This is a genomic window from Aestuariibaculum lutulentum (genome assembly GCF_032926325.1).
Classification (GTDB): domain Bacteria; phylum Bacteroidota; class Bacteroidia; order Flavobacteriales; family Flavobacteriaceae; genus Aestuariibaculum; species Aestuariibaculum lutulentum.
The window spans coordinates 562,060-582,606 of record NZ_CP136709.1 but is presented as its reverse complement, the minus strand read 5'-3'; the positions used below and the strand labels follow the sequence as shown (position 1 = coordinate 582,606).

The 20,547-nt window shown below is 34.1% G+C and carries 17 protein-coding genes; 7 read left to right on the top strand and 10 right to left on the bottom strand.

Annotated elements, in window-relative coordinates:
- The first annotated feature begins 2 nt into the window (after positions 1-2).
- The 7 genes from R1X58_RS02560 (at position 3) to katG (ending at position 13,770) form a co-directional block, all read left to right on the top strand.
- Positions 3-1,475, top strand: coding sequence for a hypothetical protein (locus R1X58_RS02560; protein WP_240571797.1), 1,473 nt, complete (start codon positions 3-5; stop codon positions 1,473-1,475).
- Positions 1,476-1,499: 24 nt separating this feature from the next.
- A complete protein-coding gene (locus tag R1X58_RS02555; protein ID WP_240571796.1) occupies positions 1,500-4,238 on the top strand; it encodes a M16 family metallopeptidase in 2,739 nt (912 codons plus the stop codon).
- 168 nt (positions 4,239-4,406) lie between these two features.
- Positions 4,407-5,651, top strand: coding sequence for a thioredoxin family protein (locus R1X58_RS02550; protein WP_240571795.1), 1,245 nt, complete (start codon positions 4,407-4,409; stop codon positions 5,649-5,651).
- Positions 5,652-5,670: 19 nt separating this feature from the next.
- Positions 5,671-7,011, top strand: a complete 1,341-nt coding sequence (locus tag R1X58_RS02545) for a thioredoxin family protein (protein WP_240571794.1) — start codon at positions 5,671-5,673, stop codon at positions 7,009-7,011.
- 18 nt (positions 7,012-7,029) lie between these two features.
- The gene (locus R1X58_RS02540; RefSeq protein ID WP_240571793.1) at positions 7,030-8,361 is read left to right on the top strand and encodes a thioredoxin family protein; all 1,332 of its coding nucleotides are present in this window, start codon (positions 7,030-7,032) and stop codon (positions 8,359-8,361) included.
- A gap of 86 nt (positions 8,362-8,447) precedes the next feature.
- Positions 8,448-11,252, top strand: a complete 2,805-nt coding sequence (locus R1X58_RS02535; protein ID WP_240571792.1) for a M16 family metallopeptidase — start codon at positions 8,448-8,450, stop codon at positions 11,250-11,252.
- Positions 11,253-11,502: 250 nt separating this feature from the next.
- Positions 11,503-13,770 (top strand): catalase/peroxidase HPI, encoded by a 2,268-nt coding sequence (katG, locus tag R1X58_RS02530; protein ID WP_240571791.1) that lies wholly within the window; start codon positions 11,503-11,505, stop codon positions 13,768-13,770.
- Between the two features lie 60 nt (positions 13,771-13,830).
- Here katG and R1X58_RS02525 read toward each other — a convergent pair whose 3' ends face one another.
- From R1X58_RS02525 to R1X58_RS02480, 10 genes are all read right to left on the bottom strand, one after another.
- Positions 13,831-14,217 carry a hypothetical protein gene (locus tag R1X58_RS02525; protein ID WP_240571790.1) on the bottom strand — a complete coding sequence of 129 codons (387 nt, stop codon included), beginning with the start codon at positions 14,215-14,217 and terminating at the stop codon, positions 13,831-13,833.
- A 91-nt stretch (positions 14,218-14,308) separates the two neighbouring features.
- The gene (locus tag R1X58_RS02520) at positions 14,309-14,734 is read right to left on the bottom strand and encodes a hypothetical protein (RefSeq protein ID WP_240571789.1); all 426 of its coding nucleotides are present in this window, start codon (positions 14,732-14,734) and stop codon (positions 14,309-14,311) included.
- 149 nt (positions 14,735-14,883) lie between these two features.
- Positions 14,884-15,501, bottom strand: a complete 618-nt coding sequence (locus R1X58_RS02515) for an alpha-ketoglutarate-dependent dioxygenase AlkB family protein (protein WP_240571788.1) — start codon at positions 15,499-15,501, stop codon at positions 14,884-14,886.
- A 3-nt stretch (positions 15,502-15,504) separates the two neighbouring features.
- A complete protein-coding gene (locus R1X58_RS02510) occupies positions 15,505-16,008 on the bottom strand; it encodes a GNAT family N-acetyltransferase (RefSeq protein ID WP_240571787.1) in 504 nt (167 codons plus the stop codon).
- A gap of 8 nt (positions 16,009-16,016) precedes the next feature.
- Entirely contained in the window at positions 16,017-16,415 is a 399-nt protein-coding gene (locus R1X58_RS02505; RefSeq protein ID WP_240571786.1) for a hypothetical protein, read from the bottom strand.
- 160 nt (positions 16,416-16,575) lie between these two features.
- The gene (locus tag R1X58_RS02500) at positions 16,576-17,115 is read right to left on the bottom strand and encodes a dihydrofolate reductase family protein (RefSeq protein WP_240571785.1); all 540 of its coding nucleotides are present in this window, start codon (positions 17,113-17,115) and stop codon (positions 16,576-16,578) included.
- Positions 17,108-18,406: an APC family permease gene (locus tag R1X58_RS02495; RefSeq protein WP_240571784.1), complete on the bottom strand. Its 1,299-nt coding sequence runs from the start codon at positions 18,404-18,406 to the stop codon at positions 17,108-17,110. The genes R1X58_RS02500 and R1X58_RS02495 overlap by 8 nt, the downstream gene beginning before the upstream one ends.
- A 3-nt stretch (positions 18,407-18,409) precedes the next feature.
- The gene (locus tag R1X58_RS02490; protein WP_240571783.1) at positions 18,410-19,447 is read right to left on the bottom strand and encodes an HAD family hydrolase; all 1,038 of its coding nucleotides are present in this window, start codon (positions 19,445-19,447) and stop codon (positions 18,410-18,412) included.
- A gap of 88 nt (positions 19,448-19,535) precedes the next feature.
- Entirely contained in the window at positions 19,536-19,886 is a 351-nt protein-coding gene (locus R1X58_RS02485) for a DUF2200 domain-containing protein (protein WP_240571782.1), read from the bottom strand.
- 4 nt (positions 19,887-19,890) lie between these two features.
- Positions 19,891-20,532, bottom strand: coding sequence for a YdeI/OmpD-associated family protein (locus R1X58_RS02480; protein ID WP_306468580.1), 642 nt, complete (start codon positions 20,530-20,532; stop codon positions 19,891-19,893).
- Between the last annotated feature and the right edge of the window lie 15 nt (positions 20,533-20,547).

Sequence of the window (20,547 nt, the reverse complement as noted above, 5' to 3'; positions counted from 1 at the left end):
AAATGAAATATATATATAGCGCAGTATTAGGTTTACTTGGTTTGGCTATGTTTCAGGCTTGCCAAAGCGATCCTGTTTTCCCTGATCCAGGTTTTGAAATAGGAGATCAACGTGTTGAAGTTCGTCGTGATACAGCCGATTATTACGATATCAGTTTTAAAATGAATGTGCCTAATGGTGTAGACCATATTGATTTGTTAGATGCTACAGATTATACATTATTGGACGAAATTGATGAGTTTAACGGTAAAACTAATTTCGATTTTAATTATCGCGTAGATTTAACTGAATTTGAAAAAGATACTGTTTTAAATTACATAATAAAAGTAGTTGATAAAGATGCACGTTCTACCAACCGTGGTATTAGAATAGATGTTAAAGGCTTTTCTTTTCCTGAAATTAGATTGGTTGGTGGTACAAGTATTGCTGTAGCGGCACCGGTTTATAATGTTAGAGGGATTATTTCTACAGGTTTAAACACTATTAGTACAGTAAAAGTTTTATTTGAAGGAGAAGAGCAGTACAGTTTTACGGCCACACCGGAAGATATGCTTTATGAGATGACTCTAAAAACACAAGTATTTGTTGGTGAGTTAGAGGAAGGTCAGGAATATACAATAGAAGTTATTATTACTGATGATAAAGGACAGGAGTCAATTACACCTATAACTGTAAGAAAAAGTGATTTTGTCAAGAAACCAAAATATATTAATTATTCAAATTATCTAGGTTCCCTAATTACAATAACTCCAACTTATGACGATCAGGATAGACTAGTTGTTTTTGATTATACCTTTAGCAATGGAACTAATCATCACAATGAATTTAGCTATAATGAGTTGAATATGGTTGATACTATTAGTTACCGAACTATAAATTCCAGTGGAACCTATTCGCGTATAACTTATACTTATATTAATTATGTAGAAGGAACAACGCAGATTTCAAGTATAGAAGAGCAAATATTCAATACTGATGACAACGGAAATGTTACCTCTATAGGTAGTGTTAACGTAGAGTCTGATGAGTTTGTGTATAATGAAAAGGGTGAAGTGGTTTCTTTCTTTACCAGTTCAAGATGTGAAAATATCGATTACCAAGATCCATTTGGCTTGGGAGAAAGTATTTTTAGCGAGTTCTGGCAGGATGATTCGTATTTAGGTAGTAATACAGTACGAAGACAACATCGTGAGGGTTACGATCCTATATTAATTCCAACTTTTGAAGCAGGACTACCTCCATTTGTAAAATATAACGATATAATGCTAAATGCATTTAACGACTTGTTATGGCATAAATATATTATGACTAAAACAGTACCTACTGATCCAAGTTATTCAAGTAGCTATTTAAGAGAACCGTCGTATACCTACCAGGCAGATGCCGATGGTAATATTACTTCTATCAATAAATTATATAATAAAGGAACAAGTTTTTATTATCAGGCAACAGAAGTTTATTCCTTCTTTTATTAAGTAGGTTTTATAAAAATATAAACTATGAAAGTTAGTGTAAAACACATATTACACTTTCTAAGCATTATTATAATTTCTGCCCATTCTTATGGGCAGAATTTTTTTATGCCAGAAGGTATTACATATAAACAATTACCAAACGGGTTTAGATATTACATTATTCCAAATGGTGAACCAGGGAAAATTGGTCTATATCTGCTATCTGATACTGGTTGTTTTGTAGAGAAAAAGGAAGAGCGTGGCGTAGCACACTTTTTAGAGCATATGGTGTTTAAGGGAAGCAAAAACTACCCTGGTAATGAAACTTCCGAAGCTTTAGAACGTATGGGCTTACGAATTGGGCGGGATTATAACGGCTCTGTAAATGATACCCATACCGAGTACCGTATTTTTATTCCAGAAAATAATGATGCTACTCTAAAAGAAACGCTGCGATTGATGAATGATTGGTGTTTTAATCTTCAAATGGATTCCACCGATTTAGAAGTCGAGAAGAAAGTAGTTATTGAAGAAATTAAACTTAGAAAAGGAGAAGGCACCCCCTTTGTTATTGGAACTTATTTAGAGGGACATAATGGTTTGGGGTCTGAAGAACAGATAAGAAGTGTCACCTCAAAAGATGTTAAAGATTTTTACAATAAGTATTACACTCCAGATCAATTAGCACTTGTTATTTATGGTAAGGTTGATGAGAAAAAGGTTTCAAAGTACATCGATAAATTATATGGTAAACTTGCTCATGCAACTGGTAAAAGCAATAACAAATATTTAGACCTAAGCCAGGAGACAATTGTTAAGGGAGATTACGAAAATAGAAACTCCGAAATGCTGGTTTTAGGGTTTAAAACCAGAGATTTTCCTGTTATCGATTTTGATTCGTATAAAAGGGATTTGATTTATAAAGTGTTTTGCGAAATGCTTCAAAATAGATTAAATCAATTACCTGACTCAAATATTGAGAAAGTTACTGCTAATGTGGCTTATCCGTTTACAGGTAATTTGTGGTTTAATTTCAGGCTTGAGGCCAAAGACAATGCTTCATATAAAACCATGCTTAGCAATTTTAATTATGTTGTTGCGCAGGCAAGACGTTATGGCTTTCTTCAGGAAGAAATAGATTTTTTCGTAGATAAATTATTAAAGCGTTATGAAAGTAATCTTGGTAATCCTGATAATTATTTTGGTGCCGTACAAATGCATTTCTTTAAAGGAGAAATGCCATTATCTACATCAGATAAGGTAAAATACATGCAGGAAATTGCTAATACCATTACCTCTAAAGATTTTACAGAAGTTCTTAAAGGTTTCACAGATTTAAACAAAACCATTTTGTTTGATAAACATGCTAAAGCTTTTGATGCAGCGTTTAATGAAGCTTATATTTTAGGAGCCATTAAGCATATTAACAAAAACACGAAGGTTGCACCTTATAAATTTGCAGAACCATCTAATCAGTTTGAAATAAGAAGTAATGCAAACTTACCTGAAGTTAGAATTCAGAATTTTAATCCTAAATCAATTAAAAAGAAGGTAAAGCTTGGCGATTATCTGTACCTGTTAAAGTATGATAACGGTATTAAAGTTGTTGTGAACTATGCTCCAAATTCAGAAACACAAATAAAAATTGTAAGTAAGCACGGTTTGAATAATATTCCTGAAAAGGATAGAGCTATGTTTAAGTTTGTTGCCGATAATTTTGATGAGTCTTTTGCTGATTATTCAGAAAAAGAAGCCAAAGATTTATGCCGAAGCACTAGAGTATATAAAAGTGTTACTTTTAATAATTACGATTATGAGTTCCAGTTGAAAGGGACTAATAACAACTTTTCAGAATTGGTGAAAATCTTTAACCTTATGGTTAATAATGAAACTTTACCAAAAGGAGACCGTATTTCTGAGAGTTATAAACGTTATTTAAAGCGATCAGGAAATTCTAAAGATGAGTATGCCGATTATGTAAATGAAATTTTAGGAAAAGGCTTAAATGTACCAACAGTTACAGATACAACTATTACTGAAGAAACTGTAAATAGATACTTCGACTATTATTCCATGTTTAAGCGTAGTTTTAGAGATTCATATATTTATGTTGGAGGTGCATTACCTGAGAATGTTGATGAGTTAATTTCAACATATATTGGTACTTTAAAACCAGTTGATTTTAATACATCTGTAAATGAAACCAGACCACCTTTATTGGCAAAATCAAATATTGTAGAGACAATTGACTGGGGGAAAAAGTCTTCAAAATCAAGCTTTATATTTTCAAGTGTAGATAATAAGGCAATTTCGTTTAAAGATAAATTGATTAGTGAAGGTATAGCAGAATATGGTTATAAACGCATGTTTCATATTTTGAGAAAGAAGTATGGTTATATTTATTCTTTAGGAGCCTCTGGATATGCCAATGTATCTCAAAATTTAAATGCAGTTAGTATTCGTTATATTGTGGAGGATCTGGCCAATGTAGAGGCAGCACAAAAGGCAATGCAGGAAGAGGTCTTGCCATCTATGAGTCAAGGTATTTTGACAGACGACCAGGCAATTGGAATTAAGGCCCTTTTGGAAAAAGATTATGTGGCTTCTTTTTACGAAACCAGTCGTGTGAGTTCTGATTATTTAAAATGGGGATTAGATTATGGGAAATTATACACCATGAAGGATTTCCAAAAGATGATTCGTAACATTTCAAAAGAAGATATCGAGCATCACATGAAACGCTTAATCAATCTGGATAAGTATTTTATTCTAATTCAGAATTAAAGCTTACCAATTTGTAATTGCATATTAATCAAGTTTGTAAAAAAATCGAAAAGCTGTTATCTTTATAGGTAACAGCTTTTTTTGTTGTTCTGTCACTCTAAACGGTAAAAAATGCGTCTTAATAATATGTAGCCGGCTTTGGCTATTTCCTAAACTTAATGAAAAAATATGAAAAGAAATGTTTTAACCCTTGCTGTTATCTTCTTAATAGGGTTTTTAAATTTATCTGCACAAGGCATCGAATTTCAACACATATCTTTAGAAGAAGCACTTGAAAAGGCTAAATCTGAAGATAAATTAGTGTTTATTGATTTTTACACCACTTGGTGTGCGCCTTGTAAATCAATGGCAAAAAATGTATTTACCTTGCCGGAAGTTGGTGCAGTATATAACAAAGAATACATAAACATTAAGCTTGATGCCGAAAAGGAAGGATTACCTGCGGCTAAAAAATATTTGGTAAATAGTTACCCTACTTACGTTTATTTAAATTCAAATGGTAATATAGTGTATAAGGAATCAGGAACACGTATGCCTGATGATTTTATTCAATTAGGACGTGATGCTGTAGCTTCAGAAAACAGCCAGTTTAGTCTGGAGAAATTACAGGCTAAATTTCCAAACAAACAGGATGATGCCGATTTTTTAAAAGTTTATTTTACTAAACTCTTAGAGTATGGGCAAAACCCAACTGAAGGGATTAATGCCTGGTTAAAAGTACAGAATGAAATAGAAGAGGCCGATGTAGACATGATGGAGTTTTTGTTAAAGTATAAAGACTATATTTTACTTAATTCTAAAGGAGCAGAAATCTTGATGGCCAATTTCGATGAATACATGGATATCGCAACCAGAAAAGAAGAAGAGGAATTAGAAGTTTTTAAGGAAGTACGTTTAGCAAAAAACACAAGAGATTATGCTTTTCAAACTAAAAACCCTGAGTTGTGGTTAACCTTTATGGAAGCCTTCAATGAATTACCAGAAAAATATAAGAAAAGAGGGAATTACTTAGACTATAAAATAACCTATTATGCGTTACTTAAAGATTCTAAGTCTTATAAAAAAGAGGTTGAAAATTACGTAGATAGCTTAATGGTTGAAAACACTTCAGGTAAAACTAAATCAGGAGCAATTGTCCAGGACCTTAGCAGCAAAGGAGAAGCGTATTTAAAATATGCCGATTCAAAAAGTGATTATAAAAAACTTGAAGGTTGGGTAGAATATGGTTACAAGTTGCAAAGCAGCCCATATTTAATGGATAATCTTACGAGTAATCTCTTTTATAAAAAAGGAAAAACAAAGAAGGCTATAGAGTACAAAGAAAAAGCCTTAGCTAATTGGCCTGCAGACGATAAAAAATTATCGGCTAAAAAGTACGAATTAGAGCAAATGAAAAAAGGTGAATTAATCTAAATACTTCATTGTACAGACTATGATAAACAAAAAAATATTAGTATTCATTCTTTTGCTGATGCCCTTTTTAGGGATTGCACAGGGAATGAATTTCGAACATATAACCTTAGAAGAGGCATTAACCAAAGCTAAAGCCGAAAACAAATTAGTGTTTATCGACTTTTATACGGTTTGGTGTGGCCCTTGTAAAAAAATGGCTCGAGATATATTTCCACTATCAACAGTAGGAGAGATGTATAACAAAAACTTTATAAACTTAAAGTTAGATGCCGAGAAAGAAGGCGAAGCTGTTGCCAAGCAATATAACGTAACAGGGTACCCCACTTTATTGTATTTAGATACAGACGGCAAAGTACTTCTTATGGATACGGCTTACAAACCAGAAGACGTTTTTTTAGATATGGCAGAAAGAGCGATATCATCTATAAATAGTGAGTATAGCTTAGAAAACCTTCAAGACATGTTTGTTGATAAGCAAAACGATGAACAGTTTCTTAAGATGTATATCAAAAAAATGGATGAATTCGGACAGGATATTTCAGTTGGAGTTGATGCTTGGTTAAAAGTGCAAACTGAAATGGACGAGTCGAGCCCTGAGATGTTAAAATATTTGCTTAAAAATTCGAGAAATATTTTAATAGGAGGAAAAGGTGAACAGATTCTTGATGAAAATTACGAAACATTTATGAAACAAGCTTCTTCTTTTGAAGCTAAGATGTTACCAAGAATTAAGACTCAAATTCTTAATGGAACCTTCGATACTGCTGTCCGTAACAAAGACCCTGAGTTAATGAAAACTTATATTGAAGCTTATAAAAGTCAGCCGGAAGATCGTATTCGCGAAGATTATTTAGTCGAAGCAGAATTAATATACTTTGATATGTTAGATGATGATGCATCATATAAAGCCACTGCAGCGAATTATATTAACATGCTTATTACTAAAACCTCAATTGAAGACATTCATCAGGAAGATAAAAAAAGCTATGAAATGTATAAAAAAGCTTATGATAGAGATCCTAAACCTGAAAGAGTATCTATGTTAAATGCTTCAAAAGAAGGGTTAAAAGCTTTAAAACTTCTTAAGGAAATTGACGAAAAAGGTAAAGAATATTTAAAACGTGTAACTTCTAATTCAGAGTATAAAGTTGTTAAAACATGGATTAAGTATGGTTACGAGTTAAAAGCAGATAATTGTTTTACAGACGATCTTAAAGCTGAAATGTATTATAAAAAAGGTAAGACTAAAAAAGCAATTCAGCTTAAAGAAAGGGCCATTAAAAACTGGCCAACTTCTGATAAAAAGTTTGTAAATAAAGCATACGAACTGGAACAAATGAAAAAAGGAGCATCAATTTAAACAACTAAAGACATATTCATGATTACTAAAAAATCAATCTTATATACCTTACTTCTCTTACCTGTTTTAGCAATTGCACAGGGTATCCATTTCGAAAAAGGAAGTTTTCAACAAGCGTTCGATAAAGCAAAAAAAGAAAATAAAGTGTTGTTTGTAGATGGTTACGCCGACTGGTGTGCGCCATGTAAAAAAATGGCAAAAACTGTTTTCATGGAAGAAGAGGTAGGCGCTTATTTCAACGAGCATTTTGTATCCTATAAATTAAACATTGAAAAAGGTAACGGACCAAAACTTAAGGAAAAATACGGAATTCAAGGGCTGCCAAGTTATGTGTTTATAGATGCAAATGATGAGGTGGTATACAGATCATCAAGTGCGATGCCTGCTGAAGAGTTTTTAAGTGAGGCAAAAGCAGCTATGGCTTCAGCTAATAATCCTAACAGTATAGCACGCTTATCAGAACTTTACAATAAAAATAAAGAAGACGAAGCTTTATTAGCAAAATATTTAGATAAGTTATTAGAAGTAAAAACAGATAAAAACTACACAGATATTCTGGAACAGTATTTAAAAGTTCAAACTTCTATTGCAGATTCAAGTCAGGCTATGGTAAACTTATTAGCTAACCATAATAAACAACTTGTGTTTGGAGGAGAGGCAGATCGTATTATTAACGAAAATTTAAAAACCAAGGCTTGGAAAAAGTACGTTAGAAAAGACATTAGAGAAATCTACCAGGGTTTGCCAAAAAAAATGATTACGGCAACCACAGAGTATGCCATTGTTAAACGTGATACAACGTACCTGGAGTTAACTTTTCAAAGAGCAGGTGAAGCTGGTTTTACTGCTAATGATGCGCAAAGAAAACGCATGTATACGTACTATTATTTAAACTCTGGACAAGGCGAAAAATATAAAGCTTTAGTGCATGACGATATAGCAAAATATGTTGCAGCAATAGATAAAGAAGGTTCCAGAACCTTTTATTTAGATTGGTTACAGAAACGAGCAGAAGGTGATCCGGAAGCCTTAAGAATGATTAGACCAAATGCTGTTAAGTATAGCGAGGATCTTTACAGAATGTTAAAAGATTATGTCGGTTTTGTAAATACCGAAGAAGAGAAGAAAGAAGTGTTATCATGGATGGAAGTAGCTTATTATATTCGTCCTAATTCAGCTGAAAACACTAGTAACTATGCCAATATTCTTTATGTTGCTGGAGATAAAAATAAGGCAATAGAAGTTAAGGAGGAGGCCTTTAAATTAGGACAGGAAGAAAACCTTAAAAGATTATCGGCTATTAAAGGAGAATTAGATTTAATGAAGGCAGGCGAAGACATTTTGCTTTAAGCTTTTAAATTTATAGAATTATAAAAAATCAAAAGGCAATATGTTTATTTCAACCATAAACATGTTGCCTTATTTTATTCAAAAACATGCGTAAATTTTTAATATTCATTTTAACAGGATTCATTTCCTTTTTAGGGTTTTCACAAAACACTTTAGATTTAACTCAAGAGGTTCCGTTCGATAAAACGATTCGAACTGGAGTCCTTCCAAACGGATTAACGTATTACATTAAACATAACGAAATACCGAAAGATAAAACCAGTTTTTATTTGTATCAAAACGTAGGTGCTGTTTTAGAAAGTGATAAGCAAAACGGTTTGGCCCACTTTTTAGAGCATATGGCTTTTAACGGAACTACCCATTTTCAGGGGAATTCAGTGATTGACTGGTTAGAAAAAAAGGGAGTGAAGTTTGGTAAAGAAATTAATGCCTATACCTCTACCAACGAGACCGTTTATAATTTAAGTGAAGTGCCTACTGTTAATGAAAAGGTTATTGATTCCTGTTTGTTGATTTTAAGCGAATGGTGTAACGAACTATCATTAACCAATGAAGAAATTGATGCCGAACGTAACGTGATTCAGGAAGAATGGAGACAGCGCTATAATGCTAATTACCGTTTAGAAAAACAACTTAAAGGTGTTAAATATAACAACAGTGTATATTCTAAGCGTGATGCTTTAGGCAGTATGGATGTGGTTAAAAATTTTAAATATAGAGCATTAAGAGATTTTTATCACGATTGGTACCGTACCGACTTGCAGGCAATTGGTATTGTGGGTGATTTTGATGTCGATATCATGGAAGAAAAAGTTAAAGCGTTGTTTTCTAAAATACCAACTATTAAAAATCCTAAGGAACGTAAATATGTAACTATTCCAGATAATGAAAAACCGCTGTATAAAGTCGCTACCGATAAGGAAGTTAAAAATGTAGGATTGACTTTAGAAATCAGACAGTTTTATAGAAAAGATAATTCACTGGCACAGCAAAGAGAAAACTTTGTGCATACCGTTTTTAATAGTTTAATGAATGCGCGTTACAAAGAAGCTATTATGAAAGGTAAAACACCTTTTAAATCGCCTCGTGCATTGTATACCGATTTTGAGAAAAATTACAAGGCCTTTAATTTAAGTCTTTCAGCGAATGAAAGTGAAGTAGAAAATGCCTTTAAAGCAGTATATACCGAATTGCAGCGTGTAGTTCAGCATGGTTTCACTCAAGGTGAAGTCGATCGTTTAAAATCTAAAATGCTTCAGAATAACGACATCTGGTTACAAAGAAGTAAAAACAGTAGCTCCGATAGTTATGCAAAGAGTATTAAAAGTGCGTATTTAGATGGTTTAGCTGTACCAACACATGAGTTTAGTTACAATTTTGCCAAGACTATTATTCCAAGCATTAGCAAAGAAGAAGTATCGGCTTTAGCAAAACAATACTTAACTGAAAAGAACCGTGTATTTACAATTACTGCACCAGAAAAGGAAAATTTACAAGTACCTACGTTGAAACAAATTCAGTCCATTATGGCTGAGGTTGAAAAAAGTAAACTCGAGCCTTACGTCGATCAGTTTCCTGTTGATATGGCTCTATTAGATTCCATTCCTGAAGGTGGAAAAATTATTAGCGAGAAATTAATTAAAGATTTTAAAGCCGTAGAGTGGCAATTGTCTAACGGAGCTAAAGTGGTGTATAAATTCAGTAATGCACAAAAAGGACATCTTGAACTTAATGCCGTTAGTCAAGGAGGTGCTTCTGTGTACGATATTAAAGATATTCCGTCGCTACAGGCAGTAAGTTTGGTAAACAGGTTTGGTATAGGAGATTTAGATCCGTTAACCTACAGTAAGGTCATGGCCGATAATTCAGCAAAATCTAATGTGAGTTTAGAAACCTACAACGAGCGTATTACTGCCAGTGCATCAACTAAAGATATAGAATCGATGTTTCAATTAGTTTACATGCGTTTTGAAACTCCTAGATTTGATGAAGCTGAGTTTAATGAATTGATGACTGGTAATTACAACAGTTTGAACAATGCTGTTCAAAATCCGAATACGGTAATGAGTAATACCTATAAAACATTAGTGGCAAATGGAGATCCAAGATATTTTGAATTTGATAAAGCTTATCTCGATCAAATTAATTTCAATAGAATGAAAGAAATCTATGGTGAGCGATTCAGTAATGCCGGTGATTTTACATTTTATTTAATTGGAGATGTACCTTTCAATACGGTGAAGTCGATGGTTGAAAAATACATCGGTGCTCTTGAGGGTGAAGATGCAAAGGAAACCTATAACGCATTAGATGATTACTTTCCGAAAGGATTAAATAAACATCGTGTTGAGATACCAATGGAAGCGCCAAGAGCCATGGTAGTCATTAAAATGGAAGAGAATGTCGATTACAATCGAGAGACTATTGTACATCACAATATTTTAGGAGATATTCTTAACATTCGTTTTATTGAAAACATTCGTGAAAAAGAAGGTGGTGTATATACTATTTCTGTTAATGCGAGAGATGTGCGTGTACCAACCTCTAAATTAAATATGGATATATCATTTAGTTGCGACCCGAATAATGCCGAACATTTAAATGATTTGGTGTATAATGAATTAAAACAAATTCAAAAGGATGTAAAACAATCCGATTTAGCTAAGGTGGTCGAGAATTTAAAGAAAACCAGACCACTTATGACGCAGTCTAATTCATATTGGATGGCGACTTTAGAAGCCTATTACAATTATGATGAAAACATGATGGCTCCGGAGTATTATGATGCCATTTTAGATAAAGTAACAACCGAAGATATAAAGAAAGCAGCGCAAAACTTTTTTAATAGTGCTAATACTTTAGACATTATTTTTCTTCCTAAAGCTAAATAATTCATACAAAGAAATTTAATAACAAAAGGGAGTGGTTTTTTAAATTACTCCCTTTTTTATTGGGGTTTCAACGACTTTTAGTTTCGTTTCTTTAAGTTGTTGTTTGTTAGATGCTTTCTATTGAAATACTTTTTTTAATTGATAAAATTTATGTTCGAATAAAAACTATCAATCCTGTTTCTGGATTTGGTTTCGCTTTATACGTTTTTTTTGCAGTCAAGATTTAAGATAATTAATCATATAAAAGACGATGAAAAAAACACTATCACTTTCTTTGCTTGTAGCCATATTAATGCTATCGGCATGTCAAAAAGGTAAAGAGCACGATGCTCAGGTAGATGCCAGTTCTGGTGCTACAAAAAGTAAATCAAACAAAGCAGCTACGAGTAACAGCGATTGGTGGCCAAACCAATTAAACTTAGCTATTCTGCGTCAGAATTCTTCATTATCAAACCCGATGCATGAAGACTTCAACTACATCGAAGAATTTAACAGCTTAGATTACGAAGCGCTTAAAAGTGATATTAGAAAAGTGTTAACCGAATCTCAGGATTGGTGGCCAGCAGATTTCGGTCACTACGGAGGTTTATTTATTAGAATGGCATGGCATAGTGCAGGTACGTATCGTTCTGCCGATGGTCGTGGTGGTTCGCGTGCCGGACAACAACGTTTTGCACCGCTTAACAGCTGGCCAGATAATGCTAATTTAGATAAGGCTAGACGTTTAATCTGGCCGATTAAACAGAAATACGGAAATAAAATTTCTTGGGCAGATTTAATGGTGTTAACCGGAAATGTAGCTTTAGAAGATATGGGCTTCGAAACGTTTGGTTTTGCCGGCGGTAGAGAAGACGTTTGGGAACCGGAAATAGATGTGTACTGGGGTGCTGAAAAAGAATGGCTATCTGACGAAAAGCGTTACTCAGGTGATCGCGAGTTAGAAAGACCTTTAGCTGCTGTACAAATGGGATTAATTTATGTAAATCCGGAAGGTCCAAACGGCGTGCCAGATCCTTTATTAGCTGCCGATGATATTCGCGCAACCTTCGGAAGAATGGGAATGAATGAAGAAGAAACCGTTGCTTTAATTGCAGGAGGACACACTTTAGGAAAAGCCCATGGTGCGGCTTCTGCCTCTCACGTAGGAGCAGATCCTGAGTCAGCGGGAATTGAAGAGCAAGGTTTCGGATGGAAAAGCAGCTACAAATCTGGTAAGGGTGCAGACGCTATTACTTCTGGTTTAGAAGTAACATGGACGGCAACACCAACACGTTGGAGTCACCAATTCTTCTTTAGTTTATTTGAAAACGAATGGGAATTAACAAAAAGCCCAGCAGGTGGTCACCAATGGGTCGCTAAAGGAGAACCAAAAATGTTAGTGCCTGATGCTTTCGATCCTGAAAAACACCACAAACCAAGTATGTTTACCACGGATTTATCGTTAAGAATGGATCCAAGTTTCGAGAAAATTTCAAGACGTTTTTATGAGAATCCAGAATTATTTAACGAAGCATTTGCTCGTGCATGGTTTAAGTTAACCCACAGAGACATGGGACCTAAAACTACCTATTTAGGACCTGAAGCTCCAACTGAAGATTTAATCTGGCAAGATCCTATTCCAGCGGTAAATCACGCATTAATTAATGCTAATGATGTAGCTTCACTTAAAGCAAAATTATTAAACTCAGGTTTAACCATTAGTGAAATGGTAACAACGGCTTGGGCATCGGCTTCAACCTACCGTCATTCAGACAGAAGAGGAGGAGCAAACGGTTCAAGAATTAGATTAGCACCACAAAAAGACTGGGAAGTTAACAATCCAGCGCAATTAGCTAAAGTTTTAGCGGTTTATGAAACGATTCAGAATGATTTCAACAGTAAATCTGGAGCTAAAAAAGTATCATTAGCAGATATCATCGTGTTAGCAGGTAATGCAGCAGTAGAAAAAGCAGCAGCTAATGCTGGATACTCTGTAAATGTACCATTCACGCCTGGTCGTATGGATGCTACACAAGAGCAAACTGATGTTGAGTCTTTCGGATTGTTAGAGCCAATGGCTGATGGTTTCAGAAACTATTTAAAAACGCAATACACAATTCCTACGGAAGAGTTATTAATTGATAAAGCACAGTTATTAACACTTACAGCACCAGAAATGACTGTTTTAGTTGGAGGTATGCGTGCTTTAGGAGCAAATTACAACGGTTCTAAACACGGTATTTTCTCTGATGCTACAGATGTGTTAAACAACGATTTCTTCGTGAACTTATTAGATATGAGTACTGAGTGGAAAGCGACTTCAGATACTAAAGAAGAGTTTCAAGGTTTAGACAGAGCAACAGGTGAAGTTAAATATACTGCAACTCGTGCTGATTTAATCTTCGGATCAAATTCAGAATTAAGAGCGCTTGCTGAGTTATATGCAAGTTCAGATTCTAAGGAGAAATTTGTTAAGGATTTCGTTAAGGCCTGGGAGAAAGTTATGAAATTAGATAGATTTGATTTAATCTATAAATAAATCGTTTAATTGTAGTCGATAAAAAAAGCCAGTGCATTTGCACTGGCTTTTTTTTATTTGTTATTCAGCTGAGATGCTTTCTTTTTTCAAGGCTTTATTTGCTGCTTTGAAACTTAATCCAACAAATATTAAAATAACTCCAAAAGTTAAATAATCCCAGTTAGCAGGTAAACGCTTTCTCCCCATTTCTAAAAATAATACGTTTAAAACATTTCCTATGATAAATCCAAACCCGGAAATAAAAAACAACTTATTTAATAGTATTAGCAGCACATTGATTTCTACTTTCTGAGAGTTATCGACTTTGTTTATAAACTTATCTTTTAAGAAGTTGATGATAAGAATAATGGTATAAATTAAAATTACGGTAATAACAAGTTTTACAAAAAGTAGAGAATAGTTATTTAAGATATTACTGCTTAGATTGAATGTTTCCGTGGTTTTCATTAGTTGTATTAAAATTTCATGATTGGTTAAGCCATCTAATATATAATAATTTTAAGATGTGAGAAATATTTGTCTTGTCGAAAGAGAAAACCTATTTCTTAAAAAGACTTTTAATGATATTTATTGGGTAGACTATTTGACTAAAAAGTACAATAAACGAAACCAGATAAATGGCATTAGTTAAATGGTCACTGGTATTGTATTGCATAATGGAAACTCTAAGGCAAATGGATATAATCCAAACGGTAAATATGCCTCCAAATGTTAAAGTTATGTGCAGAATACTTAAGGGTTGACACAAGCATTTTCCGGCTTTATGCATAATCCAGTAACCTAAACCCATAAAAGCAAAAGCAATAGTTATTGATAGAAATAAATGAAAGCGGCTAAAAATGTAATAGGTGTCGTATACATTAAATTGCATAGTATCGTTTCTACTATATGCTGCATTCAATATTATGATAGGGATAGAAATCCAAAATATCAGATAGGGTCTGTCTAATAGTTTGTACAACATGTCAAGTAGGTTTTGGTTTAAGTTAGGGGCGTGTATGATTTTACGCATTCACAAACCAAAAATAGAAAATGCGACAGTATTTTCGTATAGCACGTTAACTTTTTCGTTAAACGGTAGATAGTTAAATCGTTAAGATGTAATTTATAGAATTACTTCTGGTTTTCAACAATGGTACGAAAGGTTAAATTAACTCTGGGTGTTTTAATGAGTTTAGTCGGTGGAAGTCGGTGCAACCAGTGAGTTTGGGTTTCACCTTTCATAATGAGTAAACTACCATGTTCTAAAGCCAATTCAACCTTTTCTTTAGTGTCCTTGTGTTTAAACGCAAATTTACGTTCGGCTCCAAAACTTAGTGAGGCTATGGCACCGTTTTTTTTTAAATCTTTTTCACCATCGCTGTGCCATGCCATGCCTTCGCTGCCATCATGATAGAGGTTAAGCAGGCAGGAATTAAAGGTTTCGCCTGTTTTTTGTTCAATTAGATTTTTTAAGTCTAATAAACTTTTAGTCCAAGGTAAGGCATGTTTGGTGGTATTCGAATACGTGTAAGAGAATGGTTTTTCACCGTACCAGGCCACTTTCCGTTTGGTAATAATTAGTTTTCCGAAGATGATCGCTTCATCGTTACGCCATTCAATTTCATTCAGAAGGTTGTTAAAATAAAAATCTGCCTCTTTTTTATTGAATAACTTTCCATAATAATTAACTGTACCGTCATACGGAAGCCAGTTTTTCAAAGGGTCGATTTCGGGTTCAAAAAGATTCATGTGTTATAAGATTTCCTTTTGATAGAGATTGTAAGTTGAGATTGTTAATGTTTTTTCTCCTACTTTTTTAAATCCTAAACTTTCGTAGTAATTACAAAGTCTAGGGTTTTTAGAATCGGCATCAAGTCTTAAATACTCACATTGCTTCATTTTAGCCTGATGTTCTATGGTGTCGAGAATTAATTTACCAATACCCTGACCGTTATACTCTTCCTTAACTGTTAATGAATGCACATATAAGGCAGACGCTTGCTGTAGGCCCCAGTATAAAATATCTTCATTTAAAATACGAACCATGCCTATTGTAGCATGGTTCGTATTTTTTATAAAGAAATATTCGTTATTGTTAATACCGTCTTTAACCCACTTAATTTTATCTGCCGGTGGATTTTTCCAATATTGCCAATGGTCAATTTTCATTTTAGCAATCTTTTCGGCAGCTTCTTTAAATAATCTTAAAACGGTTGGTAAATCATCGTTATGAATTTGATGAAAAGATAAAGTCATTAAATCTATTATTTCTTATTGCCTTTTCCGGGATTATTTTTTTTGTCGTTTCCTGAGCTGCTTTTAAACTTTTTACCTTTATATTTTACCATATGGTCGTTGTTGTATTTCTGTGGCGAATCGCTATTTAAGTCCAGTTCTATTTTTGCAGCTCTTCCTAAATCGAAACTCGCATAGATAGAAGGGAGCTTAGCACTTACTTGCCACCTGTCTCCACTTAAATAAATATATGAACTCTTTTGAAGATCGTAATAGAAATTACGGTCTGGGAAATATATGTGTCTTGTTTTAGCATTGTAGCCGTGTGCCGGAGCCCATTTTGGTGGCTGGCTGTATCCTTCAAACGAGAAGGAGAGGGTTAAAGCTAAAAAGAAGAAAATTGTAAGTAATCCGTGTTTTGTTTTCATTGTCTGTTAATTTATGGGTTAAAATGATTTTTGTGGTTGTAATACTGCGCTATTACTTTACCTAAACATCTAAATTTGGGGCTTTAAATGAAAAAACTAAGATAATCATTTTAGAAGGATTTTATTAATGCTTCAGGAAATATCAAATTAGTTTATTGTGTTATATACGTACAAAATAACTCTGAACGATGTAATCGAGATATATTTTTGTATCGATACATTTAAAATGAAGTTGTTGTGAAGTATTCGAAAACAGTGGGATGCCTTTACCCAAGAGCACCGGAATGGTAGTGATAATCATCTGGTGTATTAAATCGTCATTTAAAAAACTTTGAATCACTTTACCACCGTCAATATATAATTGATAGTGCCCACGGCTATGTATATAATTCAGGATGTTTTTCAAATCACCTTTTAACAGAAATGCTTTATCCTTATAGATTTCAGGAATCGAATTCAGACTATTACTTAACACAAACACAGGTTTATCGTATGGCCATTCTATGTCAAAACTCATAACAGTTTCAAAGGTGTTTCTACCCATAACCAAAGCATCGATTCCTGTCATAAAAGTCAGGTAACCCATATCGTCCTGATCAGGGTTTGGGATTGATGTTAACCAGTCGATACCATTTTGTTCGTCGGCTATATATCCGTCCAGGCTAGTGGCAATAAATACTTTGTTTTGTTTTTTATCCATCGATCTGTGCTCTTTCAGTTTTTTTATAAATATATTCCATGATAAAGCACATGATTATTATTCCGATGGCAATAACAACACCTGCAAGATTGGATTGGTATTGTTGGCTGATTAAGATAAATAAGGCAATTAGACATAAAATAAAGCCAGCAAACGGAATAACTTTATTTCCATTAATATCTTTTGAAAGTTTATAACCTACAAAATTAACCACACCGAATATAAGCAGAAAACCGACACTTCCAGCAGTTGATATGCTTTCCAGTTTTAACAGGTTTACTAAAACTAAAGTGCTTATAGAGGTAATTAATAACCCTATAGGTTGATTCCAGAATTTTGATAAAAAGTGATGCGGTAATTCGTCGTCTTCAGCAATTTCATAATTCACTCGGCTACCCCCATAAAGCGATGCATTAATTGCAGAAAACGTAGAAATTAATGCCGCTACGGTAATAATACTAAACCCAAGTTTTCCAAGCATAGGTTTTGCTGCTTCGGCTAAAGCATAATCCTGGGCGTCTGCAATTTGTTTAAACGGTAACGAGCCTACTGTTACAAACGCAATAATGATGTATAAAATAATTACAAAAACTACGGAGTAATAATAAGCTTTAGGTATGTTTTTAATGGGATTAACAATGTCTGGTGCTGCATTGGCAATAAGTTCAAAACCTTCGTAGGCTACAAAAATAACCATCCCGCCAGCAAATAATTTGACTGGAGTTTCCCATTCATTTATGGCTAATTGTTCCATGTTAGGGTTTCCGAACAAACCATAAGCACCGATGCCAATAAAACCAAGAAGAATTATTAGTTTTATAATAACTGCATAAGATTCTATTTTTCCAACTATGGTAATGCTGTAATAATTAATTGCTGTCGCAATAACAATAATGGCACTGGCATAAATATGAAAATCGATAGTTTTGTTACCTGTTAACACGATGAGGTTTGGCGCATACGAACCAAATGCCGAAGCGTATAACGATAACATAATAATATAACTAACCCAGAGCAAATTATTCATCGCCCCACTAAAAACTGATTTGCCAAAACCTTGATTAATAAATTTAACGGTTCCACCTTGGTCAGGATAAGATTTTGAAAGGTTTACATAACTATACGAAGTGATTAAGGCTAACAGTCCGGCGAGTAAAAAAGCAACAGGAGTACCACCTTTAGCTAAAGATACAGCTAAACCTAATACTGCGAAAATACCACCTCCTACCATGCCTCCAATACCTATGGAAATAGCTTCCTTAAGTCCAATGCTTGCCTTAGATTTACCCATTAATTACTCGTTAGGGTAAACTTTGTTCCATTCTGTTTTCATGTCAATAATGGTCCACCCACGTCTAAGTGCAACATCCATCCCTTTTTTTAGTGTTCCCATGGCGGTATGTTCATCGTATAAAAACTCACGGTCACTATCGGTATGGTTTACATAAATGAGTAGATGAGGTAGGGGATTGTTAGTATCGCAATATTGCATCATTTCTAAATCTCCATCAGAGTTTCCTCCAATAAGAATAGGTTTTTTGCCAATAAATTTACTGATAGCAAGTACCTTTCCTTCATGATCGTCATTAAAGTCAAATTCTGTATTTTGAGTAATCGTAATTGAATCGCCCTGGATAATCACTTCTCTTTTAAATGTAGAGCCAATGATTTGTTCTTTGGGAATCCCATAGACCTCAGGAGCCCAGGCTCTCATAAATTCCTGACTTCCTCCTGAAACAATGTAGATTTTAAATTGGTGTGCTCGTAAATAATCTAGTAGTTCAAGCATGGGTTGATAAACCAATTCGAGATATGGCTTTTTCATAACCGGATGTTTTGCCGTTGCCAGCCAGTCGGTAACTACACTGTCAAACTGGTCGACATTTTCAGAGGCTTGAGCTGTACCCACCAGTTTAAGGATATCTCCAGTATGAAGGGTTTTGATAGTTTCTAAGTCATCTTCAATAACCGCTTTAAAAGGCATCTCATTAGCCCACTCCGGGTGGTCTTTAGCCAAGCTTTTTATTCTTTCGAAAACAAAAAATATCTGTGAAGGTAAAGGTTGTTCTACCCAAAGGGTGCCATCGTTATCAAAGCAGGCTATGCGATCTTCTGGTTTTACGAAACTATTACTTGTAGAGTCTGAAATGGTTTCAACGAATGTAATAATATCGGTTTTAGAAGTCCCTTCGTTAAATGATGGTAATACATCAATTTTTTCTGTTACTCCAGTTGTTTGCTGGTTTTTGCTTTGTTCTTTACAAGACCAATAAAGATGTGACGTCGTTAATAAAATGAAAAGTAATATGGCATTTTTAGAAAATGATTTCATGACTTTTATAGTTTAGGTATTCTATAAAGATAATAGAAAAATAAGAATTAACCTATACACTTTGAGGACTATACATTGTATACTTGGATTAAGATCTTAATATTTTTTCCATAGACTTTCCTTTAGCCAGTTCATCAATAAGTTTATCTAAATATCTGATTTTTTGCATCAGGGGATCTTCGATATTTTCTACGCGGTAACCACAAATAACTCCGGTGATTTTAGAAACATTAGGGTTAAGCTGAGGAGCTTTATTAAAGAATGTTTCAAAGTCGGTTTTGTTATCTAATATTTCTTGAAACTGTAATGCGTTGTATCCCGTTAACCAAAAAATAATAGTATCAACTTCCGTTTTGGTACGTCCTTTTTTCTCAGCCTTATTTATATAATGTGGGTATACGCTGGAAAAAGCCATAGAGAATATTTTATGCTTGTTCATGGTTTTATCTTTTTTTTGAAGAGTATTTATCGTGTAGACCAATACCATTTAGAATGTTATCGGCACATTTTTCTATGCGGGATAATCTGGTTTTAGACTGCTTAGGTGCTGAAAAAAACAGAATATAACCACGATGTCTTCCAGGTGTTAGCGCTTCGAATGCCGATTTTAAAACCGGATCTTCATTAAATTTTTGTTCTAGCTCTTCGGGTAGTGGTTCCAGTTGTTTCTTAGCAGGAAGGCTTAAACCTTGTTTTTCAATTTCAATGGCTTCAAAAATATAGCTTTTTATATCTGAAGACAGCGATTTCAATTGTGCTAAATTTGTGAATTTTAATAGACGTACAGCTTGTGAGTTTGCTCCTGGAGCTACCAAAAGTCCTTTATTATTACTGAGTAATACACCTTTAAAAAAGTTTAGTGAGCAGTAGTTTTTAAAAGCACTAAGCATAAGGATATTGCTGTTGTTGTAGGTGTAGCAGGGCACGCCCCATTTGCAGGTTTCTGTTAAGCCGCAATCTAAAATAATGGTGCGTAAGGTTTGTAGTTCACTTTCCCAAGTATGGACTTTGCAATCGGCTGTGCCTCCAAGGGAACAGCGACCACAGCCTTCTAAAAAATAGGTTTCTACATTGGTAGTCATCATTATTTGTAGTCTTTA